17 protein-coding genes and 1 tRNA gene are annotated in these 16,269 nt (G+C 68.7%); 7 read left to right on the top strand and 11 right to left on the bottom strand.

The genetic code is table 11. The features are described from left to right. Positions 1–7 precede the first annotated feature (7 nt). The 4 genes from HD841_RS15820 to HD841_RS15805 all read left to right on the top strand — a co-directional run bounded on the left by HD841_RS15820 (position 8) and on the right by HD841_RS15805 (position 5,104). Positions 8–2,539 carry a TonB-dependent receptor gene (locus HD841_RS15820; RefSeq protein ID WP_179509858.1) on the top strand — a complete coding sequence of 844 codons (2,532 nt, stop codon included), beginning with the start codon at positions 8–10 and terminating at the stop codon, positions 2,537–2,539. After that, positions 2,536–3,234, top strand: a complete 699-nt coding sequence (locus HD841_RS15815) for a tetratricopeptide repeat protein (RefSeq protein WP_257015653.1) — start codon at positions 2,536–2,538, stop codon at positions 3,232–3,234. Before HD841_RS15820 ends, HD841_RS15815 begins: the two co-directional genes overlap by 4 nt. After that, positions 3,228–3,911: a Fe2+-dependent dioxygenase gene (locus tag HD841_RS15810; RefSeq protein ID WP_179509857.1), complete on the top strand. Its 684-nt coding sequence runs from the start codon at positions 3,228–3,230 to the stop codon at positions 3,909–3,911. Before HD841_RS15815 ends, HD841_RS15810 begins: the two co-directional genes overlap by 7 nt. Positions 3,912–4,039: 128 nt before the next feature. After that, positions 4,040–5,104 carry a PepSY-associated TM helix domain-containing protein gene (locus tag HD841_RS15805; RefSeq protein ID WP_179509856.1) on the top strand — a complete coding sequence of 355 codons (1,065 nt, stop codon included), beginning with the start codon at positions 4,040–4,042 and terminating at the stop codon, positions 5,102–5,104. 121 nt (positions 5,105–5,225) lie between these two features. Here HD841_RS15805 and HD841_RS15800 read toward each other — a convergent pair whose 3' ends face one another. Further along, positions 5,226–9,830 (bottom strand): NAD-glutamate dehydrogenase, encoded by a 4,605-nt coding sequence (locus HD841_RS15800; RefSeq protein ID WP_179509855.1) that lies wholly within the window; start codon positions 9,828–9,830, stop codon positions 5,226–5,228. A gap of 133 nt (positions 9,831–9,963) precedes the next feature. Here HD841_RS15800 and HD841_RS15795 point away from each other — a divergent pair, with 133 nt between their 5' ends. Next, on the top strand, positions 9,964–10,740 hold the full coding sequence (locus HD841_RS15795) for a DUF3108 domain-containing protein (RefSeq protein ID WP_179509854.1): 777 nt from the start codon (positions 9,964–9,966) through the stop codon (positions 10,738–10,740). Between the two features lie 29 nt (positions 10,741–10,769). Here HD841_RS15795 and HD841_RS15790 read toward each other — a convergent pair whose 3' ends face one another. Then, entirely contained in the window at positions 10,770–11,666 is an 897-nt protein-coding gene (locus HD841_RS15790) for a PAS domain-containing protein (protein WP_373563047.1), read from the bottom strand. Positions 11,667–11,842: 176 nt separating this feature from the next. Between HD841_RS15790 and HD841_RS15785 the strand changes: the two genes are divergently transcribed. Next, positions 11,843–11,918: transfer RNA gene (locus HD841_RS15785), tRNA-Thr, on the top strand. Positions 11,919–11,933: 15 nt separating this feature from the next. Here the strand turns inward: HD841_RS15785 and HD841_RS15780 are convergent. The 3 genes from HD841_RS15780 to HD841_RS15770 form a co-directional block, all read right to left on the bottom strand. Then, the gene (locus tag HD841_RS15780) at positions 11,934–13,277 is read right to left on the bottom strand and encodes a hypothetical protein (RefSeq protein ID WP_179509853.1); all 1,344 of its coding nucleotides are present in this window, start codon (positions 13,275–13,277) and stop codon (positions 11,934–11,936) included. A 160-nt stretch (positions 13,278–13,437) separates the two neighbouring features. Further along, positions 13,438–13,791, bottom strand: coding sequence for a hypothetical protein (locus HD841_RS15775; protein ID WP_179509852.1), 354 nt, complete (start codon positions 13,789–13,791; stop codon positions 13,438–13,440). Then, complete coding sequence (locus HD841_RS15770) at positions 13,788–13,985, bottom strand: hypothetical protein (protein WP_179509851.1); 198 nt, start codon at positions 13,983–13,985, stop codon at positions 13,788–13,790. Before HD841_RS15770 ends, HD841_RS15775 begins: the two co-directional genes overlap by 4 nt. Before the next feature lie 40 nt (positions 13,986–14,025). Here HD841_RS15770 and HD841_RS15765 point away from each other — a divergent pair, with 40 nt between their 5' ends. Continuing rightward, positions 14,026–14,169, top strand: a complete 144-nt coding sequence (locus HD841_RS15765) for a hypothetical protein (protein WP_179509850.1) — start codon at positions 14,026–14,028, stop codon at positions 14,167–14,169. 11 nt (positions 14,170–14,180) lie between these two features. Here the strand turns inward: HD841_RS15765 and HD841_RS15760 are convergent, their stop codons facing one another. From HD841_RS15760 to HD841_RS15735, 6 genes are all read right to left on the bottom strand, one after another. Continuing rightward, complete coding sequence (locus tag HD841_RS15760) at positions 14,181–14,357, bottom strand: hypothetical protein (protein WP_179509849.1); 177 nt, start codon at positions 14,355–14,357, stop codon at positions 14,181–14,183. A gap of 151 nt (positions 14,358–14,508) precedes the next feature. Further along, positions 14,509–14,751, bottom strand: a complete 243-nt coding sequence (locus tag HD841_RS15755; RefSeq protein WP_218845599.1) for a DUF2312 domain-containing protein — start codon at positions 14,749–14,751, stop codon at positions 14,509–14,511. A gap of 23 nt (positions 14,752–14,774) precedes the next feature. Further along, positions 14,775–14,945 (bottom strand): hypothetical protein, encoded by a 171-nt coding sequence (locus HD841_RS15750; protein WP_179509847.1) that lies wholly within the window; start codon positions 14,943–14,945, stop codon positions 14,775–14,777. Continuing rightward, positions 14,942–15,151, bottom strand: a complete 210-nt coding sequence (locus HD841_RS15745) for a hypothetical protein (RefSeq protein WP_257015689.1) — start codon at positions 15,149–15,151, stop codon at positions 14,942–14,944. The genes HD841_RS15750 and HD841_RS15745 overlap by 4 nt, the downstream gene beginning before the upstream one ends. Then, positions 15,148–15,576, bottom strand: a complete 429-nt coding sequence (locus HD841_RS15740) for a hypothetical protein (protein ID WP_179509846.1) — start codon at positions 15,574–15,576, stop codon at positions 15,148–15,150. The genes HD841_RS15745 and HD841_RS15740 overlap by 4 nt, the downstream gene beginning before the upstream one ends. 92 nt (positions 15,577–15,668) lie before the next feature. Further along, positions 15,669–16,142 carry a hypothetical protein gene (locus tag HD841_RS15735; protein ID WP_179509845.1) on the bottom strand — a complete coding sequence of 158 codons (474 nt, stop codon included), beginning with the start codon at positions 16,140–16,142 and terminating at the stop codon, positions 15,669–15,671. Between the last annotated feature and the right edge of the window lie 127 nt (positions 16,143–16,269).

The raw sequence follows: 16,269 nt of genomic DNA, 5'->3' as shown, positions 1-16,269 counted from the left end.
GGTTGCAATGTCCAAGTCGTCGGTTTCGTTCCTGGCCTTGTCGTGCGTCGGCGCGTTCCATACGCTGCCCGCCTATGCCGAGGATGCGGCCAAACCGACGGCGACACCGGTTTCCGATCCCGACCAGCGTCGCGATCCCGACGACATCCTCGTCACCGGCGAGCGTGTCCGCCGCACCGACGATCCCAAGGCGGTGGCGCCGCTGATCAACACGCCGCGGTCGATCGTGCTGATCCCCAAGGAGGTCATCCAGCAAACCGGCTCGGTCAGCCTGCAGGATGCGCTCCGCACCGTGCCGGGCATCACCTTCGGTGCGGCGGAGGGCGGCAACCCGCTCGGCGATCGACCGTTCATCCGCGGCTTCGACACGCAGGGCAGCATCTATGTCGACGGCGTCCGCGATATCGGCGCGCAGAGCCGCGAAGTCTTCGCGACCGAGACGATCCAGATCGTCCGCGGCTCCGACTCCACCTTGGGCGGCCGCGGCTCTGCCGGTGGTACGATCAACATCATCTCGAAGCTGCCGCAGCTTGACGATTTCGGCAGCGTCACCGGCAGCTATGGCAATGCCGATTTCAAGCGCGTCACCGCCGACCTCAACCTCAAGCTCGGCGAGATGGCGGCGTTCCGGATCGAAGGGCTGTGGCACGATCAGGACATCGCCGGGCGCGATGCGCTCTATGCACGCCGCTGGGGCGTCGCGCCGTCGGTGACGCTCGGCCTCGGCACGCCGACGCGGCTGACCGCGAGCTATTATTACCTCGAAAGCCATGAACTGCCCGATGCGGGCATCCCCTATCTCTATACGATCGGCAATGCGCCGGGGACGGGGACGATCGTCTCGCGACCGGCGCTCGGCACGATCACGACGCGCGGCGGGCAGACCGGCTATGTCGATCGTTCGGTCTTCTACGGCCTGACCGGCCGCGACTTCCGCGACACCAAGACGCATCAGGCGACGCTACGTGCCGAACATGATTTCGGTGGCATCACGCTCCGCAACACCGCGCGCTTCACCCACACCGACCAGAATTATATCATGTCGATGCCCGACGACAGCCAGGGCAATGTCTATGGCACGACCGCGACCAATCCGACGACCGGCGCGGCGGGCACCCGCGGCGACCTGACCAGCGGCGGCTATGCGTGGCGGCGGACCAACACGCGCTACGGCTATACCCAGAGCATCGTCAACCAGACCGACCTCTACGGCACGTTCACCACCGGCAGCGTCGCGCACAGCTTTGCCGCCGGGACCGAATTGGCGTGGGAGACGTCGCGGCGTGGCACCTATATCACGCCGGGCCTGTTCAACGCGGCCGGCAGCGCGCTCCTGGCGGCGGGCAGCACGGTCAGCCCGCGCTGCAACACCGCGACGCTGGCGCGCAGCTATTGCACCAGCCTGTTCAATCCCAATCCGAACGACCCCTGGATCGCCTATGCCAGCGACACCTCGACCACGCCGCTGCCGGTGGCGCGGATCGGACTGGCCGGCGAGACGCAGAACGACGGCGATACGCGCGCGGCCTATGCCTTCGACTCGATCACGCTGGTGCCGCAACTGATCCTCAACCTCGGCCTGCGCTACGATCGCTTTTCGTCGACGACGCGGCTGCCCGGCGCGACACAGTTCCAGATCAAGCGTACCGACGAGCTGTTCAACTGGCAGGCTGGCCTGATCTTCAAGCCGACGCCGGACACCAGCCTCTATGCAAGCTATGCCACCGCGGCGACGCCGCCGAACAGCCTGCTTGGTGAAGGGCGCGAGGACAATGCGCTGCCGACCACTGCGGCGACCGCGGCGATCGTCGACCTGCTCAAGCCGCAAAAGACCAAATCCTATGAGGTCGGCGCGAAGGCGACCTTGCTCGGCGAGAAACTGCTGCTGACCGCGGCCGCGTTCCAGACCGACATCGACAATGCGCGCGTGACCGGGCCGGACAATACCGTCCAGTTCATCGGCCAGTCGCGCATCCGTGGGGTGGAACTGGGAGCCACCGGGACGATCCTGCCGGGCTGGACGGTCTTCGGCGGCTATACGCATCTCGATCCGAAGGTCGTCGACGGCGGCTATACGGTGCTGACCGCACCCGCGCTGCTCGGTAGCAACAACAGGGTGATACGGGCGGCGCAGCCGGTGCAGGTCGCGTCGGTCGCCACCGGTCGCCAGATGCCGCAGACCGCCCGCGACAGCTTCACCGCCACCACCAACGTGACGCTGTGGCATCGGCTCGAACTCGGCGGCACCGCGATCTACATGAGCAAGCAGATCGCCGGGTTCGCGGACGATCGCGCGGCGGTGCAGAATGCCGCCGGTGTGGTGACCGTCAACCCGGCGACCAAGCTGCTCGTCCGCGAAGCGCCGAGCTACTGGCGGTTCGATGCCCGCGCCAACATCAAGCTGACCGACACTGTCGATCTCAGCGTCAACGCGCAGAACCTGACGGACAAGGTGTATTACAGCCAGGTCTACACTACGCATTTCGCACAGGTCGCGACGGGGCGGACGGTGTTCGGCACGCTTGGCGTCCGCTTTTGACGCCCGCGACTGCGCTTGCCGATGACGACGTTGCGCTCGTTCGGCGCGCGGCGGAGGCGGGGCTGCCCGAGGCACAGGCGATGCTCGGGCAGATGCTGCTCGACGGCAACGGCGTCGCCGCGGACCCGGCCGCGGCGCTCGACTGGTTCACCAAGGCGGCGGCGCAGCAGCATCTGATGGCGCTCAACATGGTCGGGCGCTGCTACGACCTCGGCTGGGGCACGCGGATCGACAAGGCGCGCGCGGCGGAATGCTATCGCGTCGCCGCCGAGCGCGGGCTCGACTGGGCGATGTACAATTACGCGACGCTGCTCACGCTTGGCGAGGGCGTGGCGGAGGACAAGGCGGCGGCGCTCGACTGGCTGGAGCGCGCCGCACGGCTTGGCAACGCCAAGGCGATCAATTTCGTCGGCAGCTTCGCCGAGGACGGCTGGGTCTTCCCACGCGACATGGCGAAGGCGGCGCGATGCTACGCGCGCGCCGCAGCGGGGGGCGATTTCCGCGGCTGTTTCAACCATGCGCGAATGCTGGCAGACACGGGGCGGATGGACGAAGCCCTGCACTGGATCGGCCGCGCCGGCGCGCTGGGCAACGACCGTTTCGTCGGGCAGGTGCGCGACTGGCTCGCCGCCTGCCCGTATCCGGCCTTGCGCAGCCGCGGCCCGGCGGCGCTGGCGGGCCGGCGCGCATGCTGATCGCGATCCCCGATTTGCTCGACGCCGCGGCCGTCGCGGCGCTGCGCGCGACGATCGATGCCGCCGACTGGGTCGACGGCAACGCCACCTCCGGCCATCAGTCGGCGCTCGCCAAGCGCAATGCGCAATTGCCCGAGGAGAGCGCGGCGGCGCGGGCAGGGGGCGCCATGGTGCTCGACGCGCTCGCCGCGGCACCGCTGTTCGTCGCGGCGGCGCTGCCGCTCAAGGTGTTTCCGCCGTTGTTCAACCGCTATGGGCCGGGCGAGACCTTCGGCACGCATGTCGACAGCGCGATCCGCATCCGGCGCGGCAGCGATTTCCGCATCCGCTCCGACCTGTCGGCGACGCTGTTCCTGAGCGATCCCGCCGATTACGACGGTGGCGAGCTGGTGATCGAGGACCAGTTCGGCACGCAAAGCGTCAAGCTGCCCGCCGGTCATATGGTGCTGTATCCGGCATCGAGCCTGCACCGCGTTACGCCGGTGACGCGTGGCGCCCGCGTGGCCTCGTTCTTCTGGGTCCAGTCGATGGTGCGCGACGACGGCGCGCGGCGCATGCTGTTCGAACTCGATCAGGGCGTGCAGGAGGCGACCTCGGCGATGGGGGCGGACGCCCCGGCCGTGGTGAAGCTGACCGGCGTGTACCACAATCTGCTGCGCCGCTGGGCGGAGGTTTAGGCGTACGCCTGTTCGCCCCAGGTCCGTCATCCCCGCGCGGGCGGGGATGACGACCAGTGGGTGGATGCTCCCCGATTGACCTTCCCCCGGCACGCATGCGACGCCGCGCCAACGGGTTGGAGCGAGTGATGACGAAGTTGGCGTGGCGCAGGACGTGGTTCCAGATCCACAAATGGATCGGCCTGATCCTGGCGATCCTGATCATCCCGCTGTCGCTCTCGGGCGCGGCGCTGGTCTGGCACGACGCGCTCGACCATATCGTCAATCCCGCGCGCTATCAGATCACGGGCCGGACGCTGCGCACCCCCGACACCTATGCCGCCGCGGCGCAGGCGGTGCTCAAGCCCGGCGAGCGGATCGCGCAGATCACCATGCCCACGGGCAAGGGGCCGGTCGCGGTCGCCGCGTCGCCAGCCAGCGTCGACCCGAACCGGCGCGGGCCGCCGCTGCGCACGATCGTCTATCTCGACCCGCCGACTGCCAAGGTGCTGGATGTCGCGCCAAGCAATGCCGGCCTCGTCCGCTTCCTCCACGTGCTGCACGGCAGCCTGCAGGTGCCGGGCGTCGGGCGGACGATCGTCGGCTGGATCGGCATCGCGATGATGGTGTCGAGCTTTACCGGCCTGTGGCTGTGGTGGCCAACGGTGGGCGCGTGGACCAGGGGATTGCGCTGGCGGCGGCATCGCAACACCGACACCAACCTGCACCATATGGCAGGCTTCTGGATCGCGCTGCCGCTGTTCGTGCTGTCGCTGACCGGCGCGTGGATCAGCTTTCCCGCCGTGTTCGGCGGCCAGCGCGGGCCGGATCGCGGCGCGATGATGCGCGCGGTGCCGCTCGCCGAGCCGGGGCAGCCGCTCGATCTGGTCGTTGCGCGTGCGGCGAGCGTACGCCGTGGCGCGGTGCGCAGCATCGCCTGGCCGACGACGCGCAGCGCCGACTGGACGGTGACCTATGCCGGCGGCCATGTCGTCAAGGTGGCGGACGACAATGGCGTGGCGGTGGCGGCACCGGCGCGCCGGCCAGGCGGTCTCGCGCTGACGATGCGGCGCATCCATGACGGCGAGGGCATGGGGATCGTCTGGCAGCTGGTGATCTTCCTCGGCGGCATCGCGCCGGCAGTGCTCGCGGTGACGGGCGTGATCATGTGGTGGCGTGCGCGCGAATGGCGCGCGAAGGTGCGACGGACATAGGCCGAGACCGGGACGAGCGTTCTCTAACGACGCCCGTCACAACCACCCGTCACTCCGGAACCAGTCCGGGGTGACGGGATGGTCGTGACGGTGCGGCGGCTCCATCCAAGGATCGCCGGTATTACCGCCCCAGCAGCACCCGCGCCTGACCCGCGATCTGCGCGAGCATCGCCGCATTGGGCTGCGCGGCGTGGCGGGCGCGGTCGATCACCGCCTTGAACTGGCCGACGCGTGCCGCATTTGCCGCGAGCCATTCGCTGACCGCACCGCGCGGGTCCGAATCGCCGTTGCGGGCGAGGAACTCCAGCCGCTGTTGCTGGAATTCGCGGGCGAGACCGGCGAGCAGCAGCCGTTCCCACGGATCGCCCGACACGATCCGCGCTGCGGTCGCCTGCGCCCAGTCGAGGCCCAGCGCCTGACCGAGATGGGTGAACGCGCGGGTCAGCTCGATCTCGTCGAGGCCGAGCCGTTCGCCAAGCGCCGCCAGCCCGACCGCACCGTCGAGGTCGAACAGGCGGACGACGCGCTGCGCCAGATCGGCGGGCGCGCCCGCCGCCTCGAGCTGCGCGGCGATGCGAGCGCTCCGCGCATTGGCCTCTTCGAGCAGCAGCGACGCGGTCTGCCCGGCGAGCGTGGCGATGCCGGTGCCGAGCCGGTCGAGCACCGCACCCGGCAGCGTACCCGGCGCCGCGGCGCGGAGCAGGTCGGCGATGTGCGAGCGGGTCGCGACCGCCACTTCGTTGAACAAGGCGATGCGCGCGCCCTCGCTGATCTCGGCGCGCTCGATCGCCGTCCACAGCGCGTCGAGGTCGAACAGCCGCTCGGCGACGACGAACATCGCCGCGATATCGGCGATCGTCGCGCCTTCCTCCTCGGCCAGTTCGAACGGGAAAAGGATGCCGAGGCGGTTGACGATGCGATTGGCGAGCTTGGTCGCGACGATCTGGCCGCGCAGCCGGTGCTCGTCGATGGCCTGCGCATAGTCGCGCTGCATTGCCGGCGGGAAGGCGGCGTGGAGATCGGGCGCGAGTTCGGGCGCCATCGCCAGCGGCGCGGTCTCGATGCCGTCCTGCAACGCCAGCTTGGCGGTGGCGAGCAGCACCGCCAGCTCGGGCCGGGTCAGGCCATGGCCTTCCTGCCCGCGACGGAGCAGGTCCTCGTTGCCCGTCAGCCCCTCGACCGCACGGTCGAGCCGGCCGCTGCCCTCGAAGATCTCGATGACGCGAACATAGCTCGGGATCGCCGAGGCGCCGTCGGCCTCCGCGATCGACAGCGCCAGCGTCTGCAGGCGGTTATCCTCCAGCACCAGATGCGCGACATCGTCGGTCATGCTGGCGAGCAGCGCGTTGCGCTCCTCGAAGCCGAGCCGGCCCTCGTTCATCTCGCGGTTGAGCGCGATCTTGATGTTGACCTCATTGTCCGAACAATCGACGCCTGCCGAATTGTCGATGAAGTCGGTGTTGATCCGCCCGCCGCGCGTCGAGAAGGCGATGCGCGCCGCCTGCGTCACGCCAAGATTGGCGCCTTCGCCGATCGCGGTGACGCGCAGTTCCTCGGCATTGACGCGCAGGCGGTCGTTGGCGGGGTCGCCGACCGCGACATTGTTCTCCGCCGCCGCCTTCACATAGGTGCCGATGCCGCCGAACCAGAGCAGGTCGGCAGGCGCCTTGAGGATCGCCGAGATCAGCGCCGCCGGATCGAGCTGCGTCGCGGTGATGCCGAGCGCCGCCTGCGCCTGCGGCGACAGCTTGATGACCTTCTCGCTGCGCGCCCAGACGCCGCCGCCCTCGCTGATGAGGCCGGCGTCGTAATCCGCCCAGCTCGACCGCGGCAGCGCGAACATGCGCGCGCGCTCGTCCCAGCTCTTCGCCGGATCGGGGTTGGGATCGATGAAGATATGGCGATGGTCGAACGCCGCGACGATCTTGAGCGCCTTCGACAGCAGCATGCCGTTGCCGAAGACGTCGCCCGACATGTCGCCGCAGCCGACGACGGTGATCGGTTGCGTCTGCACGTCGACGCCGCGCTCGGCGAAATGGCGCTGCACCGACACCCAGGCGCCCTTGGCGGTGATGCCCATCGCCTTATGGTCGTAACCGACGCTGCCACCGCTGGCGAAGGCGTCGCCCAGCCAGAAGTCGCGCTCCAGCGCCAGCGCATTGGCGACATCGCTGAACGTCGCGGTGCCCTTGTCGGCGGCGACGACAAAATAGGGGTCCTCACCGTCGAGCACCTGCACGCCTTGCGGGTGGACGACCCGGCCCTCGACGATATTGTCGGTGATCGACAGCAACGAGCGGATGAAGATCCGGTAGCTCTCGGTGCCTTCCGCCAGCCAGGCGTCGCGATCGACCGCGGGCGAGGGGAGCTGCTTGGGATAGAAGCCGCCCTTGGCGCCGGTCGGCACGATCACCGCATTCTTGACGCGCTGCGCCTTCATCAGTCCGAGGATCTCGGTGCGGAAGTCGTCGCGCCGGTCCGACCAGCGCAGGCCGCCGCGCGCGACCGGGCCGGCGCGCAGGTGGATGCCCTCGACGCGTGGGGAATAGACCCAGACCTCGCGCCACGGCACCGGCGCGGGCAGGCCGGGGATAAGATGGCTGTCGAGCTTGAACGCCAGCGCCTCGGCCGCGGCGGGGGCGAAGGCGTTGGTGCGCAGGCAGGCGGCGATCAGGTTGCGATAGGCGCGCAGGATGCGATCGTCGTCGATCGCCGACACCGCGTCGAGGCCACGCTCGATCGTCTCGTCCGCCGCCGCGACATCGCCGGGGTTGGCGGGATCGTGCGCCGCGGCGAAGCGCGCGATCAGCGCCTTGGTCAGCTTGGGCGCGCGGCGCAGCGCGTCGACCACCGTGGTCAGGCCATAGGGCAGGCCGGCCTGACGCAGGTAGCGGAACCAGGCGCGCAGCAGCACGACCGATTGCGGCGACACGCCGACATCGACGATCAGCCGGTTGAACGCGTCATTCTCCGCTGCGCCTTCCAGCGCCGCGGCGATCGCGCCTTCGAGCACCGCCGCGTCATGCGCATCGTCATTGGCGTCGGTTTCGACGACGAAGTCGTGGACGAAGGTGTCGGCATCCTCGCGCAGCCGCGTCGGCAGCTCGCCGATCACGCGAAAGCCGAAATTCTCCAGCACCGGCACCGCGTCGGACAGCGCCAGCGCGCCGCCGAGCTTGTAGATCTTGAGCTGGCGGTCCTCGCCCGGCACCACCGGGAAGATGCGCACCGAGCGCGCGTCGGGATCATCGAGCGTCGCGATGCGCAGGATATCGGCGGCGGCCTCGGCCGGGCTGCTGACGTTGCGGTAATTGGGCGGGAAGGCGTTGGCCCAGCGCAGCGCAAGGCGCGCCGCACGCGCCGCCGGCACCTGTTCGGCGAGCGCCGCCTCGACGTCAGACACCCAGCCGCGCACCATCCGGCGCAGCCGCTCGGCGAGCGGTTCGGTCTCGGGCATCCGGCCCTCGCCGCGCAGGTCGATCGTGTAGCGCAGCAGCGCGACGACGCCGTCGTCGAGGCTGATCGACCAATTGAGCACGGTGCCGTTCGACGCCTCGGTCAGCATCTGCGCGATCTGGACGCGGCGGGCGGTGGTGAGGTCGTCGCGCGGCAGCCAGGCGAAGGCGAACAGATGCCGCCCGAGCGCCGAGCGTACCAGCACCAGCGCCGGCCGCGGCCGGTCGGCGAGGCTCATCGCGGTCAGCACCACCTCTTCGAGCGCCGGCGCCGGGAAGGCGACGACGAGATCATGGGGCAGGGCGCTGAGCGCGTGGGTCAGCGCCTTGCCGGCATGGCCCTTGGGATCGAAGCCGAACTTGGCTTCCAGCGCCGACAGGCGCGCGCGCAGCACCGGCACGTCGCGCGGGCGGACGCTGAGCGCGGCGCTGGTCCACAGGCCGGCGTGGATCGACAGGCCGTCGACCGTGCTGCCGGTCATGATCGGCACGATGACCAGATCGAGCGGCACCGCGCGATGGACGGTGGAGATCAGGCTCGACTTGAGCAGCAGCGGCGCCTCATTGCCCTCCTCGAACCACTGGATCGCGAGGCTGCGGCTCGCCTCGGCGAGCACCGGCGTCTGGTGCGGGTTGCGCGCGAGGCCGAGCGCCTCGCCGGCGCTGCCGTCGCGCCGCCAGATCTGATGGCCGAGCAGGGTGAACTGGCCGTCGAGGAACCATTGCAGCAGCGCCGCGCCCTCGCCCTGCGGCAGCGCCGCCTCGTCGCGCGCCATCGCGCGCTGGAGCAGCGGCCAGTCGGTGACCGCGGCGCGCACGTCGGCGAGCACTGCGGTCAGCTCCTCGATCAGCCCGCGGCGGTCGCGGGCGTCGGCGCGCTCCAGCTCGATATAGATCATCGATTCGGGGCTGCCCGCGCCGCCGATGTCGGTCATTACGCCGTCGGCGTCGCGGGTCACGCGGACGACGGGGTGGATGACGCGATCGATGTCGAGGTCCTGCTCGCCGATCGCCGCGGCGATCGAATCGACCAGGAAGGGCATGTCGTCGTTGACGATGGCGAGCCGCATCCGGCGGCGGACGTCGTCGGAGGCGATCGGCTCGAGCGCGATCGCCGGCCTGCCGGGTTCGCGCCTGGCGGCGGTCTGCGCGACGAACGCGGCGGCGGCGGTGCGTTCGGCATCGCCGAAGCCCGTCAGCTCTCCCGGTAGCGCGCCCTTGGTCAGCCGGGCGGCAAGCGCCTCGGCCATGCTCTGGTTCTGGTCGGCCATGTCTCGCCTATGCTCCCGCAATCCAAGGACCTCAAGGCTTGCCGCAGTGCGAAAATAACGCGTGCGAGCAACTTTATGTGTGGTAGCTTCATAGAACACTTTGGTCGGCGACGGGGGTGATGCGATGAAATCTGTGACGATAGCGGTTGGCGCGGCGGCGATCCTCGGGATGGCGGCGCCGGTGTCGGTGGCGGCGAAGGAGTTGGTCGTGCCGGTGGGCGCCCCGCTCGCCCGCGCGGCGCTGCTCAAGGCGGGAACGCAGCGCTACCTGCGCTATGTCGTCAAGGACGGGCATCGCACCGCGATCGACATCTGGTCGCGCACCACCAGCTTCGAGGAGCGTGACGGACGCCGCCTCGTCCGCGTCTCGCAGGTGTGGGACGGGGCGGGGCCGAACGGCGGCGTCCGTCGCGAGGACAGCGTGATGGAGGCGGGCACGATGCGACCGGTCGAGCAGGTGCGCACCACGATCCGCGACGGCGTGACCAGGACCGCCGCCTATCGCTTCGACGGCACGCGCGTCACCGGCATCGCCGATCGCGCCGGCAACGATGCCAAGGATTTCGCTGTCGAGGGTGCGGAGCCGCTGTTCAACTTCGTGCCCGACAGCGAGTGGTTCCAGCAGCTGCCGATGGCGGCGGGAACGACCTTCGTCGCCAGCCTCTACGATCCCGGCGCGGGCAAGCCCGACCGTTATCGCTTCACCATCGCCGGTTCGGCGCGAATCGCCGGCGCCGATGGCCGACCAATCGACTGCTGGCTGATGACCACCGACTATAACGCGCCCGACCATGGCGTGACGCGGATGTGGTTCGCCAAGACGACGCAGGTGATGATCCGCCAGGAAGGCGACGCCGGCCCGCGCGGCCATTTCGTCAAGACGCTGTTGCCGCCCGAGGCGGGCGACTGATCCGCCGCGGCGGGGTCCGGCGGCGAGCGTCAGGCGTCGGGCAGGCGCGCGATGCCGTCGATCGCCGCATCGCCCGCGGCACGCTTGATGACGTCGAGCGAGCCGTCGGCGCGCGCGCGCGCGAGCAAGACGACGAATTCGTCACCGGCGTTGTCGATCGCCACCGTCGCGAGTGCGGGCAGGGTGCGCCAGGCCGCCATCGCGCGGTCGCGGACCAGCGCGGCGCGATCGTCGTGAAGCGGGCCGGACGGCAAGTGCACCATCTCGAGTCCGCCGCTGGGGCCGTCGGCCCAGACCGGCGACGCGATCGGTACGCGCGGCGCGGCGCGGACGGCGGCATCCAGCTCGGCGTCGAGCGTCGCCTGCGTCGCGTCGTCGACCATCTCCTTCCAGTTGATCACGCCATAGATGAAGTCGATCGTCTCGCCATCGGAGGTGAACGGCATCAGGATGCCGCGGTACAGGGTCGTGCGGCCGCGCGTGCCGACGAACTCCGCCTCGAAGCCGATCGGCGCGCGATTCGCGATGATCTGCAGATAATGGTCGGTCAGCCGCGACAGCAGCGAGCGCCCCGGCACGTCCGCGACGCGGACGATATCGGTTTCCAGCCCGCATTCCTCGCGCAGCCGTTCGCCCAGGAACGCGATCGTCGGGTCCTCTATGCCGCCGCGGAAATCAAGCAGCACGCTATGCGGCCCGAAGTCGGCGATGCTCGCCGGATCGAGATCGGCGATGCCGGGATAGGGGCGGCCCTTCAGCAGCGAAACCCAGTGATTGTAGGCGCGCACGTGCATCCGTCGCTCGTCGCCGCCGAGGTCGAACATGGCATCCTCGACGCCGCCCTCGTCGACTTCGGGCGCGCCGGCCGCGTCGATCGCCTCGTCGATGTCCACCCGCTCGTCATCGAAGTCGCGCGCGATACCCATGCCAAACCCTTCATCCACCGGGCCGCCGGACCCTGGTTCGCACCGCTTGTGCACGATCCGTGGTAAACGGGGCGTAAAGCCGGGAAAGCGAAGATGCGGTGTCGTTGGGAGCTTGTCAGCCGCAATCCGACCTGTTAGGCGCACCCCCGAACGGCGTTACAGCCGTATCACCCCGTGCCGCTTTAGCTCAGCTGGTAGAGCATCGCATTCGTAATGCGGGGGTCACAGGTTCGAGTCCTGTAAGCGGCACCATCGACTTTTTGGCGGTTATCCTGACATTTTCGCCTCCTTCCGCAGCGCGGTGGGAGAGCTGGCTCCGGTGCGTTTCCGGTGCAGGGAGCCCGGAGCCAGCTTCTCGATATCGGTAAGGATGGACTGCAGCGCGCGTTGCACGCTCGGAAACTCGCCGATTGCGTAAACCTCGGTCTGGCTGCCGGCACGATGGCCCATGAACCCTTCAAGGTCCCAGCGCTCGGCACCGCGGTTGCGAACGAGCGTCGCGATGCTGTGCCGAAGCACGTAGCTGCGCCACTCGCGGCCGGTTGGCATTTCGAGCTTGGTCAGCATCGTGTCCCAGGCGCGATCGACGTCCTGAACAGGCCGGCCGTGATAGTTTACGAGCCAGCCACGTCCGACGCGAGCCTTCGGCTCGAGCGCCAGGTAATCGTCGAGCTCGGCCTGCAGCCATTCGCCGAGAAGGGGAAGAACCGGGACCATCGCGCGGTGCTTCTTGTTCTGCGTCCGGCCTTGCGGATTGAGGTCGATCGACGGCGCGCCTGGCCACCATTGCTCCCGATCGGGGGCAACGTTGATGTCGACCACGGCGCCTGGCCGCGCGATCGTGCACAGCGATCCAACGAGGAAGGCGTGTAAAGATCCGCGCTGCTTCCCCGGCTCGGCCGCGTAGGCGACCATCTGTGCCAGCTCTTCCACACCAACCCGGGTCCGGCGCTTGCGCTGGACCTGTGCGGCCGGCAGCGGCCGGTAGATCGGGCGCTTGTCCGATCGCGGCGGCTCAGCGTTCGCCGCATGGTTCAGCACTGCAATCACCTGCGCGATCGAGGCCTCCGTGGCCGAAGGTGAGCGCGGGCGGCTGACCGTCACCTCCCCCCTACCATTTTTCCACACCACCGGCTGCAGCCGCGACCAGGCGCGCAGCGCGTTGACGAACACGGTCGTGCAAGCGGCCGCGCAGCTCGTCGCGATCCCAAACCTGCTGTCCGCGCCGCGCGCCTCTTCGGCATCGAGGAAGTCGATGACGTGGTTAAGCCGCGATTCGATCGTGTCGGCAGACGCGCGCGTGCTTCCCCATTCGAGCTTATAGTCGGCGATCGCGTCGGTGAGCAGATACGCCTGCGCCTGGGCAAGCGGCTGCCCGCACGCCCCGCAGAATGCTGGCGCCTCCTCGGCGTCCGACAGGTAGCGGCGATCGAGCGCTACGATCGCGTCTCCCTCGTCGGCCGTACCCGTGCTCGCGCTGCGCTCGCGTCGCGCGTCGGGATCGTACCAGAAGATCGTGAGGAAGGGACTGCGACGGGTCCCGTCCGTCCGCTCGTCCCATCCGAGCCAGTATTTTCCGCGCCGATAGACCGGCGCCGTGCGTCGCGACATGTAGACTGTTCCCTGATGTACTGTGCTTTTGCTTCACCCGTCATGGTGAAGAGGCCGAGGCGGCCGAGGAGGTCCAGGTCGCCGGGCTCGAGGCGGACGCCTTTACCGATCTCAGCGGCTCGGCTGAGCTTCTGATCAAGCTTGACGATCGAGGGGGCATTCATGCGTCGACGCTCGCGTCTGCGATCGCCTGCAGATCCGCGGCGAGACGGCGCAGGCCGTCGCGCGTGAAGTAGGCAACGACGCCTTCCTTCTCGAACTCCTTTTCAAATTCCAATCCGCCCCAGATCGACACCATGACGCCGCCCTGCAGGGGGAGGGGAGCCCAGCCAACGCGGACGCCGGCGTGCACGAAGGATCCGGCTTCAGCGTCGCCGGGTACGACGCCATAGGCGTAGCCATTCTCATCGATGACGATCGGCCGTTCCATCGCTGGCGGTGCGCCGGCGGCCGCGAGCTGGCGGCTGAGGGCGGCGAGCTGCGCCAGCTTGGCGGGATCGAGCACGTTGATCATGCTGCTGCTCCATTATCTTGTTCGAGCGCCAGGTCGGCGCAATGCATGTTCCAGATGGCGTCGGCCGCGACAGTGACGCCGTCGACGGCCGGCACGTCGCCGTATTGGCCGAGGAAGCAATTGGACCGGATCGCGGCCTCGATCATCGAGCGATCGAGGCGCAGCGCGCGGGCGGGTGGTGTGCGCGAAGCCATCTCAGAAGTCCGGACGAGGGCGTCGCGGGATGACATGCAGATGGGCTGTCATGCACCAGATCCCGCCGATGTCGTCGAAGGCGACCGCGGAGAGATCGCCCCGCACGGCGAGGACGTCGCAGTGCTTGCCGCGCCGCTGCCCCTCGCCGAGGAAGACAGCTCGGTCGCCGTACGCCATGCCTAGTGCCGAGGCTTTCACAGCAAGAGGCCTGCTGCAAAGGCCGCCAGGAGGCCGCAGCCCGCAGCCGCCCGCGACACCCACTCTTCGGTTCCCGCGTCATGAGGCGGCGTTTCCCATAGGGGTGTGATGGAAACGGCGGCGGAGAAGATCGCCGTGCCGCCAAGAAGTGATGCAGCGATGATCTGCTTCATCTCACCTTACCTTCGAAAAACCGACGCGGTCCCTGCGGATCTGGCGCAAAACGCGGTGCTGCCGCGTCCAGCTCAGGAGGACGACCGCGGCGACGAATAGGAGGGCTGCGAGGGCGAAGAAGATCGCGGGCACAGCAAGCAGGAGCAACATCTAGAGCATCCCCAGCGCTTGCATGTAGACCTCGAGGATCGCCTCTTCCTCCTGGTATTCCTCTTTCTTCTTCTTGCGGATCGCCAGGATCTTGCGGATCGCGGCTGCGTCGTATCCGCGGCCTTTCGCCTCGGCATAGACGTCCTTGATGTCGTCGGAGATACCCTTCTTCTCCTCCTCGAGGCGTTCGGCACGCTCGATCAGGAGCCGCAGCTCTTCCGCCGCAACCTGGCCGCCACCCATGCCCTCTTCGCGTTCAGCGACCATCAGCGTGCCTCCCGATTCGGGATGCCGATGACACGGTTGGCGCGCTGGCGACGCAGGTCACAGGCGTCGAACTCGGCCTTTCTCCACGCCAAGCCGAAGCAGACGGTGGCGATCGCGAGGATGATGATCAGCCCGACCACCAGCGCGATGACGAATGGCGCGACCGTCATAGCAGCACCGACCGCAGGGCCTCGACCGTGCCAGCCGGATCGATCAGCAGCGAAATTGCGGTGCCGACGATCGCCGCGGCGATCGCGAGCTTCGCCTTCGCTCGGGCGCCGAGATGGTTCGGATTGGCCGGCGCGATAGGCTCGCAAGCCGAGCAGCTGCACTCCATCGAGTGAAGCGCCGGCGCGGTCATGAACAGGCTGCTCACAGGTCACCGCCTTCGGGCGTGCACCGCGTGCAGGAGGATGCCGTCGACCAGGCGCATGCGCCGTGGCCATCGGTGTCGCACGGATCCCAATGGCTGCAGCCACAGCCGCGGCAGACCTGCGGGTGACGATCGGCGGGCTCGTCGCAGAGCTGCGCATAGACTGAGGGATCGAAGGGGAAGGCGGCCTGCAGGCGCAGCAACGTGTCGTTGCGACTTACGCGCGCGCCGGGCGTTTCGATCAGCCGGAGGAACGCCGCGGCCTCGCAGCGCAGGGTATTGTCGGGCGCGATCCGCGCGGCGACGTCGGTGATGGTCAGCTTCGCCGCCTCGCGGCGCAGGCGGAGGTATTCGCCCGGCATCAGGGGCGGGAGCGCGATCGGTACGATCGGCGCCGCAGGGCGAGCATTGAACGGTACGTGAAGCATCGTTGTGGTCCTTCCGGGCAAGCCGGTGGCGTTTCCGGAAGCGGTGCTGCCGGGGCGGGTAAGCGAATCGGTGAAGTGGGCGGGCGAGAGCCTCACGGCCCCTGCGAAGCGATCATCGCGCGCCGGAGAATGGCCAGCGTCGCCGTGGCAGCTTCGATGGCCTCTTGAGTCTCGCGCACAGCGGCCTTGAGATCGCGCGGCTCGGCGCCGGGCATGGTGCAGCGGATCTGCGCGCAAGCAGCTTCCGCTTGCTCGCGGATGGCGATCGACGCCTGAAACGCGAGATCGATCTGCTCGGCGAAAGCCTCGCTGCGCCCCGTCTGCAGCAGTAGCGCATAGACGTCGTGGATGGGCGCGCCCTGACCGCCGGCCGCTTGGAACGCGATGTCCAGCTTGATCGCGGCGGGCATGTGGATCACGTCCGGCGAATCAGGATCACCCCAGGAGCGCACCTGGCGCTCCGAGCGCTCAACGATCTTGCCCATCTCCAACCAGCCGCCCGGCAGTTGCCCGGCGATCCGCGCCAGCGCGCGATCGAGCGTGAGGGGAGCGCGGACCTTGGTCATGCCGTTACACCCGCAAAAGCCGGCGCCGACCGTGGGAGACAGACGGCGCCGATAGTTGCACAACGGGAGGATGGCAGACGCGCGTGACGCCCCGCGGCACGGACGTGCTGCGTGGATCGGCCGGTCT

The sequence above is a fragment of the Sphingomonas melonis genome (assembly GCF_013409985.1).
Classification (GTDB): Bacteria; Pseudomonadota; Alphaproteobacteria; order Sphingomonadales; family Sphingomonadaceae; genus Sphingomonas; species Sphingomonas melonis_A.
This window is presented reverse-complemented; position numbering and strand designations above follow the sequence as displayed.

Excerpts from the sequence above, each read along its gene's own strand:
- HD841_RS15775 (WP_179509852.1), bottom strand. The coding sequence starts at position 13,791 with ATGATCAACGTGCTCGATCCCGCCAAGCTGGCGCAGCTCGCCGCCCTC.
- HD841_RS15755 (WP_218845599.1), bottom strand. The coding sequence starts at position 14,751 with ATGGGTGGCGGCCAGGTTGCGGCGGAAGAGCTGCGGCTCCTGATCGAG.
- HD841_RS15805 (WP_179509856.1), top strand. The coding sequence starts at position 4,040 with ATGACGAAGTTGGCGTGGCGCAGGACGTGGTTCCAGATCCACAAATGG.
- HD841_RS15810 (WP_179509857.1), top strand. The coding sequence starts at position 3,228 with ATGCTGATCGCGATCCCCGATTTGCTCGACGCCGCGGCCGTCGCGGCG.
- HD841_RS15800 (WP_179509855.1), bottom strand. The coding sequence starts at position 9,830 with ATGGCCGACCAGAACCAGAGCATGGCCGAGGCGCTTGCCGCCCGGCTG.
- HD841_RS15760 (WP_179509849.1), bottom strand. The coding sequence starts at position 14,357 with ATGAAGCAGATCATCGCTGCATCACTTCTTGGCGGCACGGCGATCTTC.
- HD841_RS15750 (WP_179509847.1), bottom strand. The coding sequence starts at position 14,945 with ATGACGGTCGCGCCATTCGTCATCGCGCTGGTGGTCGGGCTGATCATC.
- HD841_RS15735 (WP_179509845.1), bottom strand. The coding sequence starts at position 16,142 with ATGACCAAGGTCCGCGCTCCCCTCACGCTCGATCGCGCGCTGGCGCGG.
- HD841_RS15820 (WP_179509858.1), top strand. The coding sequence starts at position 8 with ATGTCCAAGTCGTCGGTTTCGTTCCTGGCCTTGTCGTGCGTCGGCGCG.
- HD841_RS15780 (WP_179509853.1), bottom strand. The coding sequence starts at position 13,277 with ATGTCGCGACGCACGGCGCCGGTCTATCGGCGCGGAAAATACTGGCTC.
- HD841_RS15770 (WP_179509851.1), bottom strand. The coding sequence starts at position 13,985 with ATGGCTTCGCGCACACCACCCGCCCGCGCGCTGCGCCTCGATCGCTCG.
- HD841_RS15765 (WP_179509850.1), top strand. The coding sequence starts at position 14,026 with ATGGGCTGTCATGCACCAGATCCCGCCGATGTCGTCGAAGGCGACCGC.
- HD841_RS15740 (WP_179509846.1), bottom strand. The coding sequence starts at position 15,576 with ATGCTTCACGTACCGTTCAATGCTCGCCCTGCGGCGCCGATCGTACCG.
- HD841_RS15790 (WP_373563047.1), bottom strand. The coding sequence starts at position 11,666 with ATGGGTATCGCGCGCGACTTCGATGACGAGCGGGTGGACATCGACGAG.